Here is a 21,344-nt window from a genome sequence, read left to right on the forward strand (position 1 = left end):
AGCGGCATAATCACGCCCGCAATCCGCCTGAACGGCGGTTCCGGCAGCCGCGGAGCGCGAAAAGACGCTCCATTCTGATAAAAACGGGCTTCAGAACCCCCATTCTCAAGCCTAAGCGGGGGAAAAAGGCCAGAATATGTTCGTTTTTCCGCGCCCTGCTAGTGCTCGACCCTCATTGCGACACTGGGCTGGATGACGCAACCGTTGCGGCTCTGGCCGAGCACATCGCTGAGCTTCACAACAACACACTTGGTCCAAATGCTGCCCCTGATCCGCTTTGCTGTCCGCGAGGGAGCGATACCGCTGCCCGAACTGCGGCGCTTTGAGCGGTGGCAGAAACTAACCACACGATAATGTTAATAAAAGTATAACTCAAAAAATATAGGAAAATGCTCAAATTTGTGATAGGGATGGCGTTAATTCTTTTCTGTATATCGCAAGATACGACCGTGCGGTATGCTCAATTAGAGGAATAATCTAATGCCCTTCAAGGCCTTTGTGTCTATTTTATTGAGCATAGCGTTTCTCTATGTAATAGATGCAACGGCGGTTTTTATGTTTGGAATTTGGTCAACAGTTGAGAAGAAGGCTGAGCTTGTTTATTACTATGGAAGTGGTGTTGGCGCCATGCTTGTGGGGGGGCTGCCATTTTTGCAATAGTTAGGGGCATGTCGCAGTTCGAGCGTGCGTCTATCAATATTGAAGAAAGGAAGTTTAAGCTTGCTGCTGATCAAGAAAACCTTCGTCGGGAAGGAGTGGCATTTGACTTGGCAATGAATGTATTGGAGGATTTTGATATTGCTCTTAGAGCTATAAAAACAACGACGTCAGCACATCCTAGTCGTGAAGAAATTATAAAAATATCAGAGAAATATAATGGAGGCGTCGAAATTGATTCTATTTACATTCTAGGATACTTGGTTCTTTATAGAATAAATTCTGCAAATGAAGCGTTGGATAATTTGTGGAGGCAGCAGCCGAAATTTAAAATATTGTTTGGTAGCGACGAACCATTTATGCGTCTATCTATTCTAATAAATAAGATTGCGGGTCCTGCTGAAGTTATTGCGACTTCAAGAAGTGAAAGCCAATGGAAATTTAATGTCCCTATACTAAGTGATGAGGACAAATCGACATCTATGGAGTGCGATAAAATTAGAGAAATGCTACACGACCTCGTGAATTCTCGGATATCTCCCGAAAAGCTTGGAATGGTGTAGGAGTTCCCAGAATAAATCGTCTTTGTAATTGGTTGTGTTTGGCCGTAGACAGATATTTACTACCCATGGTCGATGTATATCGAATTATGTCGTTCCTATATTTGAGGTTGCCCGGACATGATCTGGTTGTCACATTGATATGCATGTGCGACGGCCTGATGCGTTTGCCGCCACACCGACCAACCGAGGATCAGGGGGAGTCCGGGTGAGCACTGCCTCTGGTGGGTGCTGATGAGGCGGCGGATCTCCGGCATGCTGTAGGCAATCGGCTCGAATTGCGTTCAGCTGCCGCCCCTTTCCGTAATGAGACGCAGGCGCATGGCGGCAAGGAAAACAAGTGGCAGCATCGAGAGGGTGATGTGCCGATACCAGCCGTGCCAGCTAGGGACCTCGTAATTGGCCAACCCGCAATCCCGCTTGGCGATCTCGAAGCACTTCTCGATCGCCTACCGCCGCCCGACCACCCGCACCAGGTACGGCAAGGTGGTTTTCATCGGCCCGAAGGCGACGTAGTAGGTCCTGTCAACGTGGTCCTTGCGGTCGCATCGGATCAGCAGCCAGTGATCCCACAGCGGTTCCTGCAAGCGGAACAGGCGCAACTAGGCCCGATCGTAGTAGCGTAGCCGATTGGCACCTACACCGGCGCTCAGCCGCTTTAAGCCATCCTTCGGCACGAGTCGGCCGAGGCCATGAGGCGAAGGAACTCGCGCTTGGCGGTCAGGGCGTTCAGCATTTCATTGCCGTGCACCGCCAGCACGTAGAGGACAGTCAATGCGCCCGACGGTGCCGGGATACTGTCGAGCAGCTTGGCACGCGCGACCTCACTGGAAATGCGGCCGAACAGCTCCTCAAGCCGGGACGGCCAACCCGTCAACACATCCAGGGCAACGATCATGGGAGTTTCCGAAGGTGGAGACTCCCATTGAACACCTATCAGAACCCCGACCCAGTAACCCTAAGACGTTGATACGTCTCAGCTTCGGACCGGTTTTAGTCCGCGCTCTTAACAGCTTACGCCTTCAAGGCTCACAGGCTTAACTGTACGACTAGAAGGTTTCCCCTATCCTTCGCGAACCGCTTGCACTGGGGTACCTCTATCGTTAGTATAGGAGAAGTGCGGGCGGAGTAGCGCCGGATCGGTGCTGCTGGCTTCCTTTGGGGGGCCTTGCTTAGTGACCAGGGGAAACTCTAGCCCATGTGCTTTCCTCATGTAGGAAATAGCTATTCAGTAATTTGCGCCCGCACTTTTCTAAAGGTGTGAGATGTCGGCTGTACGCGATCGTATTTGGATTACATCTAAAACTAGAATGATTTCCGAGCGTCGGTACTTGTCGTACGATTTGGCCGCGCATATCATGATTAACACAGTGTCAGTTGTCCTTTTGCTTACATCTATTTACCCTGATGAAATAGGCGCTGTTGTTCCAGGTCTATCAAAAATCAATGTTGCGTCTTCGCTGCTGCTGTTCGCGGCAACCTTGATTATTTATGGATTTAAGTTTGGGGAGAGAGCAGCGAGACATAGAGAGTGTTATTTAAAGCTCCAAAGATTAATTGAGGATGATATGCCTGCAAGCGAGATGGCTAGTAAGTATAGTGCTGCATTGGAATGTTACCCAAACCATGCTGATCGAGATTACTTTGATCTAGTATTTGAACGCCACTTCAAAATGAGGGATGCCATCAAATGCCCTGGGAGTAATGATAGGATTACTCCGGGATACTGGGTAATTTTGAGCTATATCATGAGAAGAGTTTCTTTTTTCTCTTTATGCTATCTAATTCCGTTTGGCGTTGTTGCCGCATCTCTGTATGCGCTGGTCGTCTGATTAACATGCCGAAGCCGTATCAAATATTCTGCAAGAAGTTTAAAAAATCCAATCTTCAGTATCTATTCGAAGAAAGGATTTCAAAGACTAGAACTGTCGGGAGGGATGGCGTTCGTACAAGCCAATTTGCAGATCGCGCTATAGATGAAGTTGATCTGATTTCAAGGAAAGTTGCAAATGGTACTTATAAATTTACACGGTACAGGGAAAAGCTGATTTCAAAGGGTCCGTTAAAGGCTCCCCGAATGTTATCAATTCCAACTGTTCGCGACAGGCTTACTTTGCGGGCGCTTTGCGACTTTTTAGCCGAAGTTTATCCGGAAGCTGTTACGCGGAAGCCTCACGACTACATCAAGAGTATTAAAGAGCAGCTTGTCGCCAGCGATCAGAATGCTGCTTTTCTCAGGATTGATGTTCGCGATTACTACCCATCTGTGAATAGGGATCTTCTTATTAAAGATATAAGCAAAAAGGTAAGGAAGGCTGAGGCAATTTCTTTAATAGAAAAGGCTCTAACGACGCCGACATTTAGGCCAGGCGAAGGGGGAGTTCCTCAGGGATTAAGTATTTCTAACATTCTTGCAAACATATATCTTCTTGAATTTGATTCTGTCATTAGAAAAAACCACAAATACTATAGGTATGTGGATGATATACTTATTATATGCAAATCATTTTCTCATGCTCAAGATGTTTTTAACGAAGTGAAGTGGCGTCTTAAGAATGAGCGTCATCTAGAATGTCATGAACTCGGTGATGGCAGTAAATCCTGTATTAGCAATATTCAGCGGGGCGTAGATTACCTTGGTTTTCATCTGTCAAGCTCAATAATATCTGTTAGGGAGTCTTCTCTTCGAAAAATGATTTCGGGGATAATATCTTTGTTCTCAAGGTTTAGAACTGGAGCAGGGGATGCTAAGTATGATGCCAAATTTACTTGGCTTCTAAATCTTCGAATTACAGGGTGTCGGTTCGAAGGTAAGAATTACGGATGGATGTTTTTCTTCCTTCAGTCAGAAGATACTAGGCAGCTCGCGCGGCTTGATCGTTTGGTTAGAAATAAAATTATAGATAGCGGAAGGGGTAACTTATTGGGCAAGCAAAAAAACCTTTATAAAAACATATCACGAACTACGCTTCAATGGCAAGATTACAAAATACGTCCCAAATTTTGATGAAACCGGCATAGATCACATGACGGATGTGGTGTCTATTCTAACAGGCTTGTCAAAGCAAGACATAATGAGGAAAGGGGAGGGGTTTGTTCGCTCAGAGTTCTACAAAGCGATTAGGAAGGAAGTGGCCGTATTGGAACGAGATGTGTTGGAATCATTTTCTTAGTGTGCCATTCCAGACAGACACTGGTGTTTGTACACTATCCGATCCGAGATACTCTGCGGTTACATACCAAACGCTCAACCAAGTTCGGATTAATAGATGCTAAATGGAGCCGTCTTCCTACCTCCTGACCAAGTGTTGAAGCCTATGATCAATAACGAAATGGGGCATACTCAAGTCTCCCGGCCCATTCCGAAAGTCGCTAGTGTTAGCGCCGAACCAGAGGGACGCATCTTGCAGCTCCATTGGATGACGGGCGAAAAAGTTCGGGTGGATCTGGCTATTTGGATAACGGTCCACGACATCGCCGAACTGCGCGACGACGCTGTATTCCGTAGGCCTGAAATCGGGGAGGATGGCTCATCGGTCCAGTGAAATGGCGATGAGGACCTCGCGATTGATACTGTCCATCTCCAACTCCTGGCGGAACAGCAAGCCGAGTTCGACGCGACAAAGTCGGCATCTCAGCAACAAAGATGGGACAAACTTTATGGGCATTCCACTCGAAAGGAATAATTAGGCGAACCAGGGCAAAAGTCCTAAACCCAGGTGTGGCATTGCCAGGATGACATTGGCCCCGCATTCCGACACCATCACATGGCACCGCGCCTGGGCTCCCGAACGCCGGAGCCGACCCATGCGCATCGCCGCTTTGTCCTTGCCCTCACTGCTAGCCTCCTACCAGCGGCTTGCCGCGTGTTGCGCCGCTCAGGAACCGGTCGCGCCGGACGACCTGGATTGCATGCTGGGCAATCTGGAACACGTCCTGGCCTGCGCGGAAGTCGAAACGCCCGAGGACCTGATCGCCAAGGGGCGCTTCCTGCTGACCTACCGCAACGATCCCGCGATGATCCCTGCGGCGGCTTTGGACACGCTCGCCGCTGGCATCGAACGTCTGTGTGCTGCGACCATCCAGCCGGCAATCGCCGCCTAACGGTCATCCGCTGGAGATTGCCGTGGCCGTTCCCGCCCCCACCGGCGCTGTCGTGCGTCAGCGCCGCGCCATCGACCTCGAAGAGTTGGTCGCGTGGGCCATCCGCACCCAGAAGGCCGACCGGGATCGCGTGAGCCTGCATGCGGTCGAGTTGGCCGCTGCCGTGGCTATTCGGCGGGGGCGCCGCCCGACCGGCGGCTTCGACGGGTCGGGCGGATGGGGTGTGGACAGTTGCGTCCGCGTCGCCGAGATCGGCCTCGCCGGAACGCGCGTGGATAGTGGCGGCCAAATTCGGGGCGTGGCGCCCCGTCTGCATCCGGACGCCGAGGCGGTCATGGCAGCCATCGACCGGGCCTTCGGCAACCTGAAGGGCTGGCGGCGGCTCGTCCTCGACCAGGCGCGCCAAGGTGGACGCCCATGCTGGAACCTGGGGCGCCAGCGGTTCGTACCGGTCAAGAACACGGCGCCCCGAGGTGGGGGGCGGCGCCATGTCGTGGTGAGCGAATGGGAGTCGTTGCCGCCGTTGTCCACGGTGGCGCGCCGCATGATCGCCCGCGGTGTCGGCATCCTGGACAGCCGGGGCCGCCGCAAGTTTCAGCAGGCCGAGCCCGGCTTCACCTATCGCACCATGGACGATGGATCACGTCAGGTGGTGGTCCGGTGGAGCGCGGTGGAGCTGTCGCCCAGCAACGCCGAGATCCGGGAGGCGCGGGAGGACTACGCCGCGTGGCATGCCGGCATGATGCGGGTGTTGGGAGCGGTGGTGGATCTGCCGCTGCGCGATTATCGGGTGACCGGCTTTGCCGCCCCGGCGACACCATGGGTCTCCAGAAAGGATAGTTAACCTATTATTTAGGAATAAAGTTCACTACTTGACTGCAGACAGTGCCCGACGTGGGTGCACACACAGCCCGCCCGGCTCCGCCGCGGCGGGCTTCGTGTTTTCCGAGGTGCATCATGCGATGCGAATACGACACCGTGCTGACGCTCGCCCTCGGGTCGGCGGAGCGGCAATACGACGCGCGCATCCAGTACCGGGGCGGGCGCTGGGAAGCCAGCATCGACCGGGTGGAGATCCGCATGGGCGACGAATGGGTCGCCGTGCCATGGGTGCTCCCCCTGCTCGAAGACAGCGGGTCTCTCTATGACGAGCTGCGCGCCTACGCCGTCGGCCGTCTCACCGACGCCCGCGAGATCGCTAGGAGCAACCAATGACCCGACAGCATGTCGCCGTCGTGCCCTTCGTCAATGCCGAGGAGGCATGGTTGTGGACCTGCCGCATGGTGGCCGGCAGCGTCTACGGCGTGCCAGTGCAGCGGGCACCCGAGCCGATCCTACGTCCCTGCCAGCCGCTCGATGTGGCCCATGCGGTGGACCAGCTCTACCGCCGCGGCCAGTTCACGCGGGATCACCTCGCGGTGCTGGGGCATTACGGCCGCCGCCGGTCGGCGCCCGATCCGACGCGCGACCGTGAGGCCCGCGCGCGGCTCCTGTGGGACGAGGCCTTCGGGCAGATCGCCCCGGTGCTGGCGGCCAAGGGGTTCATCCTCCGGGAACCCGCTGAAACCGCGGCCTTCGAGCTGATCTGACCCACCGATAAGGGCGCTTATTGGGGGGCTGCGATGGCCTTGCCCGCGTTGTTTTCCGGCGGTTCCGCCGTTGTCGCCGACCTTGAAACACTGGCTGAACAGGCGGCGGATTTCGCCGGTGCGGCCATCGCTGAAAACACCCGGCTGGCCTACCGCAAGGCCTTCCGGACCTTCACCACCTGGTGCGGGGAAACGGGCTTCGGTCCGATGCCCGCGGCACCGACGACGGTGGGGCTCTACCTCACCCACTTGGCCACGGCAGGGCGGACGGTCAGCACCATGGAGCAGGCGCTCGCAGCCTTGGCCTTCGCCCACCGTCAGGCAGGCGAGGGCTTCGATACCAAGCACCCGGCCATCGCGAACACCTTCGCCGGCATCAAGCGGACGATCGGCACGGCGAAAATGGGCAAGGCCCCCCTCGTCGCCAATGACATTCGGGCGATGCTGGCCACCGTGCCCAGTTCCACCGTCGCCGGTCTGCGTGACCGTACCCTTATCCTCTTGGGCTTCGCGTCGGCTTTGCGCCGGTCGGAACTGATGGGCTTGGACGTGGGGCGGATCGGGGCGGGGACCGGCTACATCGAACTGACTTCGCAGGGCATCCTGGTGCACCTGGTCCGGTCGAAGACCGACCAGGAAGGGCAGGGGCAACTTGTTGGGGTCGCCCGCGGGCGACACAAGGCGACATGCCCGGTGCTGGCGGTACAGGCTTGGATGCAGGCGTCTGCCGCGTCGGCCGGCGCGCCTCTGTTCCGGTCGGTCAACCGTCATGGACGAACGGGCGCCGGGCGCCTCTCCGATCGAGCGGCGGTGGACATGCTGAAACGCACTGCCGCCGCCGCCGGCATTGATCCGGAGCGCGTGGCGGGCCATTCGCTGCGCTCCGGTCACGCCACGACAGCGGCGCAGGCCGGTGCTGCGGAGGAAACCATCCAACGCCAGCTCCGCCACAAGAAGGCAGACACCACGCGCGCTTACATCCGCCGGGCCACTGTCTTCGACGGATCTAGTTCCGCCGCTCTCGGGCTTTAGACCTTTTTTGTTTCGCCCACTACGACCTTTATGAGTTCCTCCCAATCATTGGGAGGGTTGCCAGCTCTGATCATTTTTGCGAACACAGCATAGGGGTCTGTGTCAGAGCCAGCTTGGCGCAAAGTGTTTTCGTCGTTAAGCCAGCAGAAGATAATAATTCTCTGGTCAGTGCTGTAGCGAAAGAACAGCCGAAAACGGCTGAAAAATTTTGCCCGAAACCAGTCCTTGTAGGCGCTGCCTAGTGTCTTTCCCTGGCGATACTTGGGGTCGCCCGGTTTGCTCGGGATTTCATCAAGAATGAGTTCGTTGATGCGCTTCAGCAACTTGGCCTGAGGGTGCGAAACATAACCCTCAGCATCGGCCACTTTCAAACGCTCAACGCTGTCCACCAAGGTGTCATAGCGTCCCTTGAACGCCGGGTGCATGTAGAGTTGCCAGCCATGGCGAGTATCGAAAGGTGAATTAGACATGGCCACGGTATCCGGCATGCATAAGAGGAACGAAAAAGGCCGGAACGGCTTCCGTTGCCGTTCCGGCCCTTGTGGTCACGAAGGTCAGAAGCTGATGTCGTCCGGAATGACATCGTCGTCAGAGACGGTGACGTTCTTGGTCAGTTCAACAGCGCGTGCAACCTTGGACGCGGACAGCGGTGCGATACGCTCCGGGTGCGCCACGGCGTCGCGCTCGATGAAAGAAAGAAAGGCAGCGACCATTGGGTCTTCCTGATTCTCTGGATCTTGGCCGTCATCAACAAGATGGACGAGCAGCGTGCCGCGTCCGATCACATGAGCCTCAACTTTGGCTTTCTGGCGGAACTCGGGATGTTGGCGGAATAGGGTTTTATCCAAGCGAATCGCTTCGGATGCGCCGGTCGTGGTGATCGAGCCGTTGTAAGCGAGCTTGGTCATCTCGGTTCCCCTCCTTGGGTGAACGTATAGATATACGTACAACGTTCCTTCGGCAAGGGTTAGCTTGCGAAAAATGGGATTATCGCAAGCTAAGCTGACTTCGGTTCCGATGGGAGAACCGGCAAACCGATAACCCTTCACCCGGAAACATCATAATTAGCCCGACTGAGAAGCTCTCTCGGCGCCATTCATGGTGCCGAGCTGGCGACGCCTATCACCACCTAGCCCACCAACGCGATTGAGCCGGCATGGACGCGGAGCCATACCATGAATGAGAAACGCATGCCCGACTTCGTGACGATTGGCGGTGCCACGCTGGCGCTGGGGGACTGCATCGAGCGGATGCAGGACCTCCAGGACGCCTCGGTCGACCTGGTGCTGACTGACGTGCCTTATTCGAGCGGCGCCACCCGCGAGGCCGGTAAGACCGCCTACAACAAGACGATGACCCGCGGCACGAAGGAGGGTGGACGAGACCGGTGGTTCGGCTCGGACAGCCTCAGCACCCGCGGGTTCATGTCGCTGATCCGCCAGTGTGCCCTGCAATGGCAGCGCATCCTGGTGCCCGGCGGGCACCTCCTATGCTTCATCGACTGGCGCATGATGGACAGCCTGGCCGATGCGGTGGCGGCGGATGAACTGCGCGGCTTGGCCCTGCGGGGCGAGGCCGCCGACGCCATCGAAAGCGCCGACCTTCGACGCGCCGGCCTGCTGGTGTGGGACAAGGTGCACCTCGGCATGGGTCGGCACTTCCGGAACCGGCACGAGCTTATCCTGCACTTCACCAAGGGTGTCGGTCGCGAGCCGCTGAACCACCGCACGCCCAACGTGCTGAGTCACCCGCCGGTGCGCTTCGGCCTCCACCCGACCGAGAAGCCGGAGGCCCTGCTGGGCGAACTGATCGAAGCCACATGTCCGGTCGGCGGGCTGGTGGTCGACCCCTTCTTCGGCTCCTGTTCGGCCGGGGCCGCCGCGGTGAAGCGCGGACGCCGCTTCTTCGGGGTGGAGCGTGAACAGCGGTATTTCGATGCCGGCTGGAAGCGCCTCGCCGAGCTGAACGCGGATCTCGCCGCATAACCCTTGATCGTTTCCCGGAGGGGGCCATGGAGCGCACTTTGTCGCCATCGGCCGCGCCCATTGGCTGGTGTGGAACTATTTGCACCGGTTTCAGAGCTGCCCGACCACGGCCATACCGTTCACCGGTGAACGATTTGGTATCGGCAAATTGACGGGCTCCCCATGTTCACCATCGACTTCGGCCGCGATGCCCGCGAGTTCGAGCGGGCCATGCAGACCTTCGGACGTGACGCCAAATGGGCCGCCGTCGTCGCCACCAACAAGGTGGCCGGGATGGTGAAGGAGCGTCTGACGGCCGAGTTGCCCAGCATCTTCGACCGGCCCACGCCCTTCACCATGCGGTCCATGTTCGTCCGCCGCGCCAGCATGGCGAAGCTGTTCGCCGAGGTCGGCTTCAAGGACTTCGCCGCGAAGGGCACACCAGCGACCAAGTACCTGCGGCCCCAGGTCGACGGTGGTCCCCGCCGCGCCAAGCGCTTCGAGCGGCTGCTGCAGTCCGCCGGCATTCTGCCCAGCGGCTGGTTCGCCATGCCGGGTGACAACGCCGAGTTGGACGCCTTCGGCAACATGAGCCGGGGCCAGCTCACCAAGGCGCTGTCGCACATCCGGTCCTTTGCCGCTGACCGCGGGCAGAACCGCAGCCAGACCCGCAAGAGTCGCGGGAAGCGGCGGAAGGAGCAGTATTTCGCGGCCAAGCCGGGCAATCCCGGCCTGGCCCCAGGCATCTACAAGCGGGCCGGTGCGAAGGGGCGTGATGCCCAGCCCGTCCTGTTCTTCGTTCGCAAGGCCCCGACCTACCGCAAGCGCTTCCCCTTCGACCGCATCACGGCGGCGGTGGTGAAGCAGCATCTGGCTCCGGAGTTCCGGGCGGCGCTGGAGCAGGCGGTGGCAGCGTCGCGGGCCAAAGGGTTCCGGCGGTGAACCGGAGCGCGCTCCGCCGACCGGCCGGGGGCCCCTGGCGACCTCGGGCGGTGCGGGTAGTTCGAGCGGCGCTGTCCGTGGATTTTTCGGTTCCGCACGCAACGCAACAGCGTGTTGCGGTCCCGCCGGGAGCGTGAAGAACACCACGTAACGTACTGAAACCGCGCAGAAAAGGCGAGCTCTTCCGGGCTGGCCGGCCTGTTGCGCCGGGTGCCGGGGGCAACGCAACGATGGCACCACGCAACAAGCTGCTGTCCAAGACGGACTACGCGGCCCGGATCGGGGTCAACAAATCCCAGATCAGCCGCTACTGCGCCCGGGGCATGCCGTCACACGCCGGGATGATCGACCCCGAGGAAGCGGACTGGTGGCGGGAACAGAACCTCGACCAGACCAAGCCGCGGTCGAAAGTGACGCCGCCCCAGCAGCGGAAAACCGTCATCAACGCGGAAGCCGCCAAGGTCGACCAGGCGGCGGGGAAGCCGGCGAAGCCCGCCAGGACGGAGAGCGCACCGCCGGCTTCCGCGCCGGCGGACGATCTGTCAGGCGCCACGGTCACCTTCGCCGACGGTACCAGCATGGATCTGGCGCAGATCGGCGACCTGAACACCGTCAACCGGATCGACAAGTTCTGGGCCGGCGAGCTGAAGCGTCGCGAGGCGATGGCCCACGACCGCGAACACATCCCCCGCGGCGAGGTCGAGGCAGCGTGGGACACCGCCAACACGCTCTATCGGCAGGGACTCGACGGGGTGGCCGGCCGCACCGCGGGAAAGCTCGCCGAGCTGACCGGCGGTGATGCGGCGGTGATTGAGGGACTGATGCGCGATGAACACCGCACCGCCCTTGCCGCCGTCGCCAAAGCCTTCGAGCGTGCCGCGGTCCTTGCCGAACGTAGCGGCGCTGCTGCGCCGGGCGGCGGCGACGATCCGGCCGCCGAAGAAGCGGTGGACTGACGAGTGGGCGAAGGAGAACGTGGTGCTGCCGGCGAAGTCGGCGGAACCCGGTCCCTACCGCCCCGACCGGGTGCCCTACATGATCCCGATCATGCGGGCCTTCGACGATCCCCGCTGGCGCATGGTCATTTTCGTCATGGGCTCGCAGATGACCAAGAGCACCGGCGTGCTCAACGTCATCGGCAAACGCCAGGACTATGCCCCGGTGCCGATCATCTACTTCGGGCCGTCGCGCAACTTCGTCGAGAACGTGATCGAGCCGCGCCTGACGGAGATGCTGCGCACCTCGCCCACCCTCTTCGTCAAGACACGGTGGGGCAAGGCCAACCGCAAGACGATGAAGATCGTCGCCGGCGCGGAGATCCGGCTGGGCTGGGCGGGTTCCGCCGCCGAGTTGGCCGGCCAGCCCGCCGGCCTGGTGTTCGTCGACGAACGCGACCGCATGGACGGCGACATCAAGGGCGAAGGCGACCCGGTCGAGCTGGCGCGGGCGCGCGGCGAGACTTACCCCGGCTTCTGCCTCGGCGTCACCTCCACCCCGCTGATCGGCAACATCGAGGAGGAGCGGCACTCCGACACCGGGCTGATCCACTGGAAGGTCGGCGACCCGGAGGACATCGAAAGCGCCACCTGGAAGCTGTGGCAGGAGGGAACGCGCCACGAATACGCCTGGCCGTGCCCCCACTGCGGCGAGTTCTTCATCCCGCGGTTCAGCCTGCTGAAGTGGTCCGGCGACACGCCGGCCCAGGCCAAGAAGACGGCCCGGCTGGCCTGCCCGAACCCGGACTGCGACGTCAACACGGCCGGCCTGGTCATCGAGAACCACCACAAGCCGCAGATGCTGGCGCGCGGTGTCTTCGTGGCGCCGGGGCAGCGGGTGGCCAAGGACGGCACGATCAGCGGCCCGGATCTCGACGGCGACACGGTCTCGTTCTGGGTGTCTGGCCTCTGCTCGCCCTTCGTCAGCATCGGTGACCGCGCCGCCGACTTCGTCCGGGCCCGGCGTTCGGGCGACACCAAGCGGCTGCAGACGGTCATCAACACCCGCTTCGGCGAGCTGTTCCGCAGCGCCGGTGGCGGCCCGGCCAAGCCGTGGGAGGAGATTGCCGGACGGGCCATCGACTACCGGATGGGCGAAGCGCCGGCCGGCGTGCAGAAAATCGCCCTCACCGTCGACGTGCAGAAGTTCGGGCTCTACTACGTCATCCGCGGCTGGGGGGCGCGTTACGAAAGCTGGCTGGTCCGGGCCGACCAGATCGCCGGCGAGACGGAGCGGCCGGAGGTCTGGAACGAGCTGGCGGAGCTGGTCGACGGTGGCCACGACGGCCAGCCCTTCGACCTGGCGCTGATCGACTCAGGCTACCGTCCGGGCGACCGCTGGCGCCGCCCGACCAACGCCGTCTACGACTTCTGCCGGCGTTACGCCAACGGCCGCGTGCGGGCGATCAAGGGACAGGAAAAGCTGTCGACGCCGATCCGCACGGCGCAGGCGGCGGTCAACGCCAAGGGCAAGGCGGCGAAGCGGGCGGGTGTGATCCTCCACCACCTGGACAGCGACTTCTTCAAGTCGTGGGTGATGGGGCGTCTCGACTGGCCGGCCGGCGAACCGGGCGGCTGGCACCTCCCGGCGGACGTGACCGAAGCCTATTGCCGGCAGATCGTCGCGGAGAACCGAGTGGTAAAGCCGAGTGGCGAAGTCACCTGGGTCCGGCTGTCCAAGGACAACCACTACCTCGACTGCGAGATGATGCAGGCCGCCGCCGCGGAGCTGATGCAGGTCCACGCGTTGCGCCCGCTCGATCCGGACACCGAGAAACCCGCCACCTCCACCACGCTACCCGCCCGCAAGGTCGGCCGCTCCAGCCACCTTGCCCGCATAGGACGATGACCATGGCAACCCTGTCCGACCTGGAGGCGCAGCGCGCCACCCTGATCCGTCGCCTGACCGGCCTGCGCAAGCGGGTGACCACCGGCGACCGGACGGTGGAATACGACCTGGGCCAGGCCGAAAAGGCCCTCGGCGTCATCGATCGCGAGATCTCCGCGGCCAAGCTGGCCAACGGGACCTCCCGGCCGGTGCGCAGCTTCGTCGTCACCCCGCGCTCGGGATACTGACCATGCGCAACGCGGAAATCAGGGTCCGGGTGAAGGGCACCGCCTTCTACCTGCCGGTGGCGAACGCCCCGGCGGCGCCCACCAACGAGGCCCCGGCGGCTCCAGCCTTCAACGGCGCGTCGACCGGCCGGCGCCTCGCAGGGTGGCGGGCGACCGGCGCCGGCCCGAACGCCATTGTCCAGGCGAGCGCGCCGGAGCTGGTGCGCCGCTCCCGCGACCTCGGGCGGAACAACCCGCATGGCCGCCGCGCCCGCACGCTGTACCGGACGCACATCGTCGGCACCGGCATCGTGCCGCGCTCACTCTGCCCCGATCCGGCGGTGCGGGAGGCCATCGACGCCCTGTGGGACCGCTGGACGGATTACGCCGACGCGGACGGTGCCTACGATTTCTATGGGCTGCAGGCGCAGGCCGTCGACGAGATGGTCGAAGGGGGCGAGTCCTTCATCCGGCTGCGCACCCGGCGCCCGTCCGATGCCCTGCCGGTGCCGTTGCAGCTGCAGGTCATTCCCACGGAGCAGGTGCCGCTGGGCTACGCCACCCCGAACGGGAGCAACCCGGTGTTGCAGGGCATCGAGCGCAACCGGCTCGGGCAGCGGGCCGCCTATTGGATGCACCGGCAACACCCCGGCGACGTCGGGCTGGGGGACTCCTTCGACATCGGGCAATTGTCCCGGGTGGACGCCGCCGACGTCTGCCATCTCCGCCTCGCTCCGGCCGGCCAGTTGCGCGGTCTGCCCTGGCTGGCTGTCGTGGTGACCGTCCTGAAGCATCTGGGCGATTGGAAGGACGCCTCGCTGCTGCGCAAGCAGATGCTGACGATGCTGGTCGGCTTCGTCCGGCGGGCGGTCAACGGCACGATGGACCTGGACGATCTGGCCCGGGCCTGGGGCAACGTCCAGGCGCAGCTTGGCGATCTGCCGGCGGTCGCGCTTGAACCAGGCACCATGCAGTACCTGGAGCCGGGCGAGGAGGTGGAGTTCACCAACTGGCAGGAGACGGCGGGCGCCGACGAGGCGTTCGAGCGCTCGGCGCTGCGCACCGTCTCGGCCGGTCTGGACCTGATCTACGAAGAGGTGTCGGGCGATTGGGAGAAGACCAACGACCGCACCTTCCGGGCCGCTTTCAACACGCTGAAGCGCACGGTCGGCATGTACCAGCACCAGCTCGTCGGCTTCCAGCTCAACCGCCCGGTCTGGACCCGCTTCATCGACCTGGCCGTCGCCTCGCAGGCCCTGATCGTGCCGCCGGGCCTGACGGACGCCGATCTGAAGCGGTTCGAGAACCGTCCGCAGCGCTGGGAGTACCTGAACCCCAAGCAGGACATCGAGGCGCTGGGCACCGAACTCGCCATCGGGATCAACTCCCGCAAGGCGATCGCCGACGAGCGCGGCGACAAGATCGAAACCATCGACGAGCAGCGCGCCGCCGACCAGGCGCGGGAAACCCGCCACGGGCTGGCCAGCAACCACCCGGCGCCGTCCCCCGACGATCCGGACCCCCACCAGCAGGAACAGTGAGCCATGGCCAAATGGTACGACATCAAGGCCGCCGCCGACGGCGGCGGCCAACAGCCCCCCACGATCTACATCTACGATGAGATCGGCTACTGGGGCGTCACGGCGAAGGACTTCGCCGACGATCTGAAGGCGCTGGGGCCGGTCACCGCCCTGACCGTGCGCATCAACAGCGGCGGGGGCGAGTTCTTCGCCGGTTTGGCGATCGGCAACCTGCTGCGGACGCACCCGGCGAAGGTGACGGTGAAGATCGACGCCTTCGCGGGAAGCATCGCCTCCGTCATCGCCATGGCCGGCGACACGGTGGAGATGCCGAGCAACGCCATGATGATGGTCCACAACGTCTCATGGTGGGCGTCCGGCACCGCCGAGGATCTGCGCGAGACCGCGGATGTGATGGACCAGATGCGCAAGTCGCTGATCGCCGCCTACCGTGCCAAGACGGGCCTGGACGACGCCAAGCTCGACGAACTGCTGACCGACGGCGGCACCTGGATGACCGCCGCGGAGGCGAAGGAACTGGGCTTCTGCGATGTCGTCACCGACGCGGTGGACGCCACCAACTTCGCCCGTGTCGACCCGGCCCGCTTCGCCAAGGTGCCGACGGCGATCGCCGCCAAGCTCGCCCCGCCGCCACCGGCGCCTCCGCCGGACGCGCCTCCACCGGCCGCCTCCGACCAGGCCAAGCCCGCCGAGGCCCGGCAGATCGCGGACCTCTGCGCCAAGGCCGGGTTCCCCGAGCTGACCGCCGGCCTGCTCACCGGCACGGCGACGGAGGCCGACGTCACCCGCCGGATCGAGGACGCCCGCAAGGTCAAGGACGCCTGCGCGCGCTTCCGCCGGCCCGACATGGCCCGCAACCTGATCGCCGCCGTCGCCTCCGGCCTGACGGTGGATGCGGCCTGCGCCATCGCCAACGAGGCCGCCGCCGACCGCGACGAGTCGGTCGTCACCGACACCTCGCGCCCGAACAGCCAGCCCCAGGCCAACGGCTGGGACAAGGCCATCAACACCGTCAACCAGCGCACCGCGCGTTAACCGGAGATCATCATGGCCGCTTTGACCGAGGGCCGCCACGCGGCCGAATTCGTCCTGTCCGAGGGCAACCGGAGCATTTCCCGCGACGTCGTCACCATCGTTTCCGGTGCCGGCCCGCTCGCCGCCGGCACCGTTCTTGGGAAGATCGCCGCGTCCGGCAAATACGAGCCGGCCACGGCCGCCGCCGCCGACCCGGCCACGGGGTCCGAAACCGCCGTGGCGGTGCTGCTCTACCCTGTGGACGCCACCGCGGCCGACGTGTCGGCCGCCGCCATCACCCGCTTCGCCGAGGTCAACACCACCCTGCTGACCTACGACGAGACCGTGAACGACGCCGCCAAGCGGGCCGCCAAGATCGCCCAGCTCGCCGTCGTCGGCATCATCGCCCGTTAACGCTGAAAGGACATCCTGGGATGTTGGACGTTTTCAATCAGGACGCCTTCAGCGTCCGCTCGCTCACCGACGCGATCAACAAGATCAAGTTCGTGCCGGGCCGCATCGGCCAGCTCGGCATCTTCGCCGAATCGTCCGTCTCCACCACCATGATCATGGTCGAGGAGAAGAACGGCGTCCTGTCGCTGGTCAAGCCGTCGCCGCGCGGCGCCGCCGGCCAGACGATCGACAAGGGCAAGCGCGTCGCCCGGCCCTTCGTGGTCCCCCACTTCGAGATCAACGACGCCGTGATGGCGGAGGAGGTTCAGAACGTTCGCGCCTGGGGATCGGAAAGCCAACTGGAGACCGTCCAGGGCAAGGTCGCCGAGCGCATGGCGATCCATTCGCAGTCCATGGCGGCCACCGAGGAATACGCCCGCATCGGCGCCATCAAGGGCATCGTGACCTACGCCGACGGCTCGACGCTGAACCTGTTCGCCGCCTTCGAGGTGGCCCAGGAGGCCGTCGTGGACTTTGACCTGGACAACGCCAGCCCGGCCGAGGGTGTGCTGCGAAAGAAGTGCGCGGCCGTTGCCCGCACCATCGCCAAGAACCTGGACGGCGTTCCGTACACCGGCATCCACTGCTTCTGCGGCGATGCCTTCTTCGACGATCTGCTGGCGCACCCGGAAGTCGTGGAGTCCTACAAGGGCACGCCGATGGCCCAGGTGCTCCGGGAGGGCTATGTGCTTCCCAACGGCGACAAGATCTACGGCGCGTTCGAGTTCGGCGGCATCGTGTGGGAGAACTACCGCGGCGCCGTCGGCGACACGTCGTTCATCGGCGCGGACGACTGCCACATCTTCCCGCAGGGCGCGCCCGGCCTGTTCCGCACCGTCTACGCCCCGGCCGACTACGAGGAAACGGTCAACACGATGGGGCAGCGCCTGTACGCCAAGCAGTTCCCGATGCCCAACGGCAAGGGCCGGAACCTCGATGTGCAGATGAACGCGCTTCAGTACTGCACGCGCCCGAAGTCCCTGATCAAGGGCAAGCGCACCTGATCCTGACTGCCCGACCACCAACGCGAGGGGCCGCTTTCGGGCGGCCTTTCGCGTGTCTGGAGGCCCCCATGTTCGACGACACCGACGACGACATCAACGCGGCCTGCCTGGACGAGTTCGGCGAACGGGCGCATGGACGCGAGGTCCTCTTCCGCCGACCGGGCGCCGATGATCAGGCCGTTGATGGCATCTACGACGAGAATTTCGTCAGCATCCGTGTCGAGGACGGCGCCGAGATCTCCGACGTCTCGCCGTCGCTCCTGATCCGGCTGGCCGATCTGCCCGTCGGCGTGGAGCTGGGGCAGAGCCACCGCTTCGTGGTCCGTGGGACGGTGCGCCGCGTCTGGGACGTCCAGCCGGACGGGCACGGCATGGCCCGGGTGCTGCTCAAGGATTCCTGACGATGCTGGAACGCACGGAGATCCGGGCGGCCACGGTCGCCCTGCTGAAGGGCGCCACGACCGCCGGCGACCGGGTCTACGCGACCCGCCTCATGCCCCAGGTCGGGGAAACCTATCCGACCATTCTCGTCTACACCTACGACGAGGACATGACCCGCCGCGGCGGCACCCCGCCGCAGTTCGCGCACGATCTGACCATGGTCATCGACGTGCGGATGAAGGCGAGCGAGGACGGGGACGCCGAGGACGCCCTCGACGCGCTGTGCAAGGCGATCCTGGAGCGGCTGCTCACCAACGCCGAGTGGGTGGCCCAGTTCGAGGAAATCAGCAGCGTCAAGACGCGCATCATCCCCAACGATGAGGGGCGTCACCCCCTCGTGCTGGCGCTGATCGGGATCTCCGGGAAGTTTCATACGATCTGGCAACCCGTTGTTCCCGACGCCTTCGAAGCCACCCGCGTCGGGGTCGACTGCATCGACCCGGCCGACCCCAACCTGACCTCTCCCGGCCCCGACGGGCGGCTTGAGGCCGAAGGCGTCTTCACCATCCCCACCTGACGGAGTCACGCATGTACGTGAAGCCCAAGCCCGGCGCGCTCGTGCGCGACCCGGAGACGAGAGAGCCTTTGCCCGCCGAAGGGGCCGAGGTGCCGGAAAATCAATACTGGATGCGTCGGCTTGCCGACGGCGACGTCGTGCGGGCCGGGCGGCCCACCGTCGCCGCCCTGCCCGTGCCGACGGACGGGGAGGGCCTGTAAATGTCCGTTTCCTTCACCCAGATCCCGCCGTCGCTGCGCCTGCCCCTGTTCCACGCCGAGGTGGACGGCTCGCAGGCCAGCTACTTCGTCCAGGACCAGCGCGCCCTGCTGATCGGGCAGCAGCTCCCCGCCGGCACCGCCGCCAACGACGTGCCGGTCCTGGTGTCCTCCCCCGACCAGGCGGGCGCCCTGTTCGGCGCCGGCTCCGTCCTGGCCCGCATGGTCGCGGCGTACCGCCGCAACGACGATATGGGCGCCATCTGGTGCCTGCCCGTCGCTGACGCCGGCGCCGCGGTGGCCGCCACCGGCACCGTCACCCTGACCGGCACGGCGACGGCCGCCGGCGCGCTGTCCCTCTACATCGCCGGGCAGCGGCTGCAGGTCGCGGTGGCGTCGGGCAACGCCGCCGCAGCGGTGGCCACCGCGCTCGCCGCGGCGATCACCGCGGCGGCCGACCTGCCGGTGACCGCCACCGCCAACGCCGGCGCGGTCACCCTGACCGCCAAGAACAAGGGGCCGCTCGGCAACGACATCGACGTGCGGGTCAACTATCTGGGCGCGCTGGGCGGCGAGGCGATCCCCGCCGGCCTGACCGTCGCCGTCACGGCGATGGCCAACGGCGCCACCGCGCCGGCCCTGGCCGCCGGCATCGCGGCGCTGGGCGATGAACCCTTCGACTTCATCGCCTGCCCCTACACCGACACCGCCAGCCTGGACGCCCTGAAGGACCTTATGGGAGACCAGACCGGCCGGTGGGCGTGGTCGCGCCAGCTCTACGGCCACGTCTTCGCGGCCCGCCGCGGCACGGTGTCCGACCTTTCGACCTTCGGCAACGCGCGCAACGATCCCCACGTCACGGTGCTGGGCTACGCCGGCAGTCCGACGCCACCGTGGGAGTGGACCGCCGCCCTGACCGGGCAGGCCGCGAAATCGCTTCGCATCGACCCGGCCCGGCCGCTCCAGACCCTGCCGCTCGTCGGCGTCCTGGCGCCGGCGGTGTCCGCCCGCTTCACCATGTCGGAGCGGCAAATCCTGCTGTTCGACGGGGTGGCCACCTTCTCCACCGGCACCGACGGCACGGTCCGCATCGAGCGGGCCATCACCACCTACCAGGTCAACGCCTACGGCCAGCCCGACCCGTCCTTCCTGGACGTCGAAACGCTGGCCACGCTGGCGACCGTCCTGCGCCGCCTGCGCTCGGTCATCACCACCAAGTACGCCCGGCACAAGCTGGCCAACGACGGCACCGCGTTCGGCGCCGGGCAGGCCATCGTCACGCCGAGGATCATCAAGGCGGAGCTGATCGCCCAGTATTCCGAGATGGAAACGCTGGGGCTGGTGGAGAACCTCGCTGCCTTCAAGGCGAACCTGATGGTCGAGCGCGACCCCGGCGACCCCAACCGTCTCAACGTCCTGTACCCGCCCGACCTGGTCAACCAGCTCCGCGTCTTCGCGGTGCTGGTCCAGTTCCGCCTGCAGTACGCGGCCTGAAGGAGGGCCTGACCCATGAGCAAGAAAGTCGCCGGTGTCTGCTACCTGAAGGTGGACGGCACCCAGTACGCCCTGCGCGGCTCCCTCACCGTGTCGCCGGACGACATCGAGCGCGAAGGCGTCGCCGGCCAGGACGGCGTCCACGGCTACAAGGAGACGCCGCGGGTGCCATCCATCTCCGCCGACATCTCGGACACCGACGGGCTGTCGCTGGAGGTCCTGCGGGCGATCACCGACGCCACCGTCACCGCGGAGTTGGCCACCGGCAAGGTCTACGTGCTGCGCAACGCCTGGACCAAGGCCGGGCATGAGCTGGACACCACCGAAGGGCAGGTGTCCGTCACCTTCGAAGGCATGAAGTGCGAGGAATCCCGATGAGCGACAACACCGTCACCCTGAAAAAGCCGATCAAGGCCCACGGCGAGGAGGTCACCATCCTGACGTTCCGCGAGCCCAACGGCGACGACATCATGACCTGCGGCTATCCGTTGCAGATGAGCGGCGACGGTTCGTTCACGCCGCTCGCCAACGTGTGCGGCAAGTACATCAGCCGCTTGGGCGGCATCCCGGCCAGCAGCGTCAAGGCACTGGGCGCTCCGGACTTCCAGGCCTGCATGATGACGATCATCCCTTTTTTCACGGATGGGCTGGCGGACCAGGCCCCGGCGAACGAGGACTGATCGAACGGTTCTGTGACGTCGGTTGGACGTGGGGCATGGGCCCCTGCGACATCGAGGCGCTGACCATCTCCCGGATGCTGCTCTACGAGGCGCAGGCCATCCGGA

General features: G+C 63.0%; 28 protein-coding genes. 24 read left to right on the forward strand and 4 right to left on the reverse strand.

The window, feature by feature from the left end; translation table 11 throughout:
- The first annotated feature begins 480 nt into the window (after positions 1-480).
- Both GBZ26_RS03885 and GBZ26_RS03890 read left to right on the forward strand, forming a co-directional pair.
- Entirely contained in the window at positions 481-660 is a 180-nt protein-coding gene (locus tag GBZ26_RS03885; RefSeq protein ID WP_174437677.1) for a hypothetical protein, read from the forward strand.
- A gap of 8 nt (positions 661-668) precedes the next feature.
- On the forward strand, positions 669-1,220 hold the full coding sequence (locus GBZ26_RS03890; RefSeq protein WP_174437678.1) for a hypothetical protein: 552 nt from the start codon (positions 669-671) through the stop codon (positions 1,218-1,220).
- Positions 1,221-1,666: 446 nt separating this feature from the next.
- Here GBZ26_RS03890 and GBZ26_RS03895 read toward each other — a convergent pair whose 3' ends face one another.
- Together GBZ26_RS03895 and GBZ26_RS03900 are read right to left on the reverse strand one after the other, a co-directional pair.
- Entirely contained in the window at positions 1,667-1,819 is a 153-nt protein-coding gene (locus GBZ26_RS03895) for a hypothetical protein (protein ID WP_174437679.1), read from the reverse strand.
- 56 nt (positions 1,820-1,875) lie between these two features.
- The gene (locus GBZ26_RS03900; RefSeq protein WP_174437680.1) at positions 1,876-2,115 is read right to left on the reverse strand and encodes a hypothetical protein; all 240 of its coding nucleotides are present in this window, start codon (positions 2,113-2,115) and stop codon (positions 1,876-1,878) included.
- A 367-nt stretch (positions 2,116-2,482) separates the two neighbouring features.
- On the opposite strand from GBZ26_RS03900, the gene GBZ26_RS03905 reads away from it, so the two are divergent.
- The 7 genes from GBZ26_RS03905 (at position 2,483) to GBZ26_RS03935 (ending at position 7,942) form a co-directional block, all read left to right on the forward strand.
- Complete coding sequence (locus GBZ26_RS03905; RefSeq protein WP_174437681.1) at positions 2,483-3,049, forward strand: SLATT domain-containing protein; 567 nt, start codon at positions 2,483-2,485, stop codon at positions 3,047-3,049.
- Between the two features lie 5 nt (positions 3,050-3,054).
- Complete coding sequence (locus GBZ26_RS03910; protein ID WP_174437682.1) at positions 3,055-4,224, forward strand: reverse transcriptase domain-containing protein; 1,170 nt, start codon at positions 3,055-3,057, stop codon at positions 4,222-4,224.
- An 800-nt stretch (positions 4,225-5,024) separates the two neighbouring features.
- A complete protein-coding gene (locus GBZ26_RS03915) occupies positions 5,025-5,321 on the forward strand; it encodes a hypothetical protein (protein ID WP_174437683.1) in 297 nt (98 codons plus the stop codon).
- A 22-nt stretch (positions 5,322-5,343) separates the two neighbouring features.
- Positions 5,344-6,165 carry a hypothetical protein gene (locus tag GBZ26_RS03920; protein ID WP_174437684.1) on the forward strand — a complete coding sequence of 274 codons (822 nt, stop codon included), beginning with the start codon at positions 5,344-5,346 and terminating at the stop codon, positions 6,163-6,165.
- Positions 6,166-6,278: 113 nt separating this feature from the next.
- Positions 6,279-6,536, forward strand: coding sequence for a hypothetical protein (locus GBZ26_RS03925; protein ID WP_174437685.1), 258 nt, complete (start codon positions 6,279-6,281; stop codon positions 6,534-6,536).
- Positions 6,533-6,910, forward strand: a complete 378-nt coding sequence (locus GBZ26_RS03930) for a hypothetical protein (protein ID WP_174437686.1) — start codon at positions 6,533-6,535, stop codon at positions 6,908-6,910. The genes GBZ26_RS03925 and GBZ26_RS03930 overlap by 4 nt, the downstream gene beginning before the upstream one ends.
- 33 nt (positions 6,911-6,943) lie before the next feature.
- On the forward strand, positions 6,944-7,942 hold the full coding sequence (locus GBZ26_RS03935) for a site-specific integrase (RefSeq protein ID WP_174437687.1): 999 nt from the start codon (positions 6,944-6,946) through the stop codon (positions 7,940-7,942).
- Here GBZ26_RS03935 and GBZ26_RS03940 read toward each other — a convergent pair.
- Together GBZ26_RS03940 and GBZ26_RS03945 are read right to left on the reverse strand one after the other, a co-directional pair.
- Complete coding sequence (locus tag GBZ26_RS03940; protein WP_174437688.1) at positions 7,939-8,412, reverse strand: type II toxin-antitoxin system YhaV family toxin; 474 nt, start codon at positions 8,410-8,412, stop codon at positions 7,939-7,941. The two genes, GBZ26_RS03935 and GBZ26_RS03940, sit on opposite strands and share 4 nt — an antisense overlap.
- A gap of 84 nt (positions 8,413-8,496) precedes the next feature.
- Positions 8,497-8,850: a type II toxin-antitoxin system PrlF family antitoxin gene (locus GBZ26_RS03945; protein ID WP_174437689.1), complete on the reverse strand. Its 354-nt coding sequence runs from the start codon at positions 8,848-8,850 to the stop codon at positions 8,497-8,499.
- Positions 8,851-9,117: 267 nt separating this feature from the next.
- Here GBZ26_RS03945 and GBZ26_RS03950 point away from each other — a divergent pair, with 267 nt between their 5' ends.
- The 15 genes from GBZ26_RS03950 to GBZ26_RS04020 all read left to right on the forward strand — a co-directional run bounded on the left by GBZ26_RS03950 (position 9,118) and on the right by GBZ26_RS04020 (position 21,239).
- The gene (locus GBZ26_RS03950; RefSeq protein WP_246653931.1) at positions 9,118-9,927 is read left to right on the forward strand and encodes a DNA-methyltransferase; all 810 of its coding nucleotides are present in this window, start codon (positions 9,118-9,120) and stop codon (positions 9,925-9,927) included.
- Positions 9,928-10,089: 162 nt separating this feature from the next.
- Positions 10,090-10,848 carry a hypothetical protein gene (locus tag GBZ26_RS03955; RefSeq protein WP_174437690.1) on the forward strand — a complete coding sequence of 253 codons (759 nt, stop codon included), beginning with the start codon at positions 10,090-10,092 and terminating at the stop codon, positions 10,846-10,848.
- A 230-nt stretch (positions 10,849-11,078) separates the two neighbouring features.
- Entirely contained in the window at positions 11,079-11,804 is a 726-nt protein-coding gene (locus tag GBZ26_RS03960) for a hypothetical protein (RefSeq protein WP_174437691.1), read from the forward strand.
- Positions 11,734-13,692, forward strand: a complete 1,959-nt coding sequence (locus tag GBZ26_RS03965) for a terminase gpA endonuclease subunit (protein ID WP_174437692.1) — start codon at positions 11,734-11,736, stop codon at positions 13,690-13,692. The genes GBZ26_RS03960 and GBZ26_RS03965 overlap by 71 nt, the downstream gene beginning before the upstream one ends.
- A 2-nt stretch (positions 13,693-13,694) precedes the next feature.
- Positions 13,695-13,919 carry a hypothetical protein gene (locus GBZ26_RS03970; protein WP_145701212.1) on the forward strand — a complete coding sequence of 75 codons (225 nt, stop codon included), beginning with the start codon at positions 13,695-13,697 and terminating at the stop codon, positions 13,917-13,919.
- 2 nt (positions 13,920-13,921) lie between these two features.
- On the forward strand, positions 13,922-15,439 hold the full coding sequence (locus GBZ26_RS03975; protein ID WP_174437693.1) for a phage portal protein: 1,518 nt from the start codon (positions 13,922-13,924) through the stop codon (positions 15,437-15,439).
- Positions 15,440-15,442: 3 nt separating this feature from the next.
- Positions 15,443-16,474 (forward strand): head maturation protease, ClpP-related, encoded by a 1,032-nt coding sequence (locus GBZ26_RS03980; RefSeq protein ID WP_174437694.1) that lies wholly within the window; start codon positions 15,443-15,445, stop codon positions 16,472-16,474.
- Between the two features lie 12 nt (positions 16,475-16,486).
- The gene (locus GBZ26_RS03985; RefSeq protein WP_174437695.1) at positions 16,487-16,867 is read left to right on the forward strand and encodes a head decoration protein; all 381 of its coding nucleotides are present in this window, start codon (positions 16,487-16,489) and stop codon (positions 16,865-16,867) included.
- Positions 16,868-16,887: 20 nt separating this feature from the next.
- A complete protein-coding gene (locus GBZ26_RS03990; protein ID WP_174437696.1) occupies positions 16,888-17,910 on the forward strand; it encodes a major capsid protein in 1,023 nt (340 codons plus the stop codon).
- 68 nt (positions 17,911-17,978) lie between these two features.
- Positions 17,979-18,311: a head-tail joining protein gene (locus GBZ26_RS03995; protein WP_174437697.1), complete on the forward strand. Its 333-nt coding sequence runs from the start codon at positions 17,979-17,981 to the stop codon at positions 18,309-18,311.
- Positions 18,312-18,313: 2 nt separating this feature from the next.
- Positions 18,314-18,868 (forward strand): hypothetical protein, encoded by a 555-nt coding sequence (locus GBZ26_RS04000; protein WP_174437698.1) that lies wholly within the window; start codon positions 18,314-18,316, stop codon positions 18,866-18,868.
- An 11-nt stretch (positions 18,869-18,879) separates the two neighbouring features.
- Complete coding sequence (locus tag GBZ26_RS04005) at positions 18,880-19,068, forward strand: DUF2635 domain-containing protein (RefSeq protein WP_174437699.1); 189 nt, start codon at positions 18,880-18,882, stop codon at positions 19,066-19,068.
- On the forward strand, positions 19,069-20,559 hold the full coding sequence (locus GBZ26_RS04010; RefSeq protein ID WP_174437700.1) for a phage tail sheath subtilisin-like domain-containing protein: 1,491 nt from the start codon (positions 19,069-19,071) through the stop codon (positions 20,557-20,559).
- A 15-nt stretch (positions 20,560-20,574) separates the two neighbouring features.
- Entirely contained in the window at positions 20,575-20,937 is a 363-nt protein-coding gene (locus tag GBZ26_RS04015) for a phage tail tube protein (RefSeq protein ID WP_174437701.1), read from the forward strand.
- On the forward strand, positions 20,934-21,239 hold the full coding sequence (locus GBZ26_RS04020; protein ID WP_174437702.1) for a phage tail assembly protein: 306 nt from the start codon (positions 20,934-20,936) through the stop codon (positions 21,237-21,239). Before GBZ26_RS04015 ends, GBZ26_RS04020 begins: the two co-directional genes overlap by 4 nt.
- Positions 21,240-21,344: the final 105 nt, after the last annotated feature.

This window comes from Azospirillum formosense (genome assembly GCF_013340925.1).
Lineage (GTDB): Bacteria > Pseudomonadota > Alphaproteobacteria > Azospirillales > Azospirillaceae > Azospirillum > Azospirillum formosense.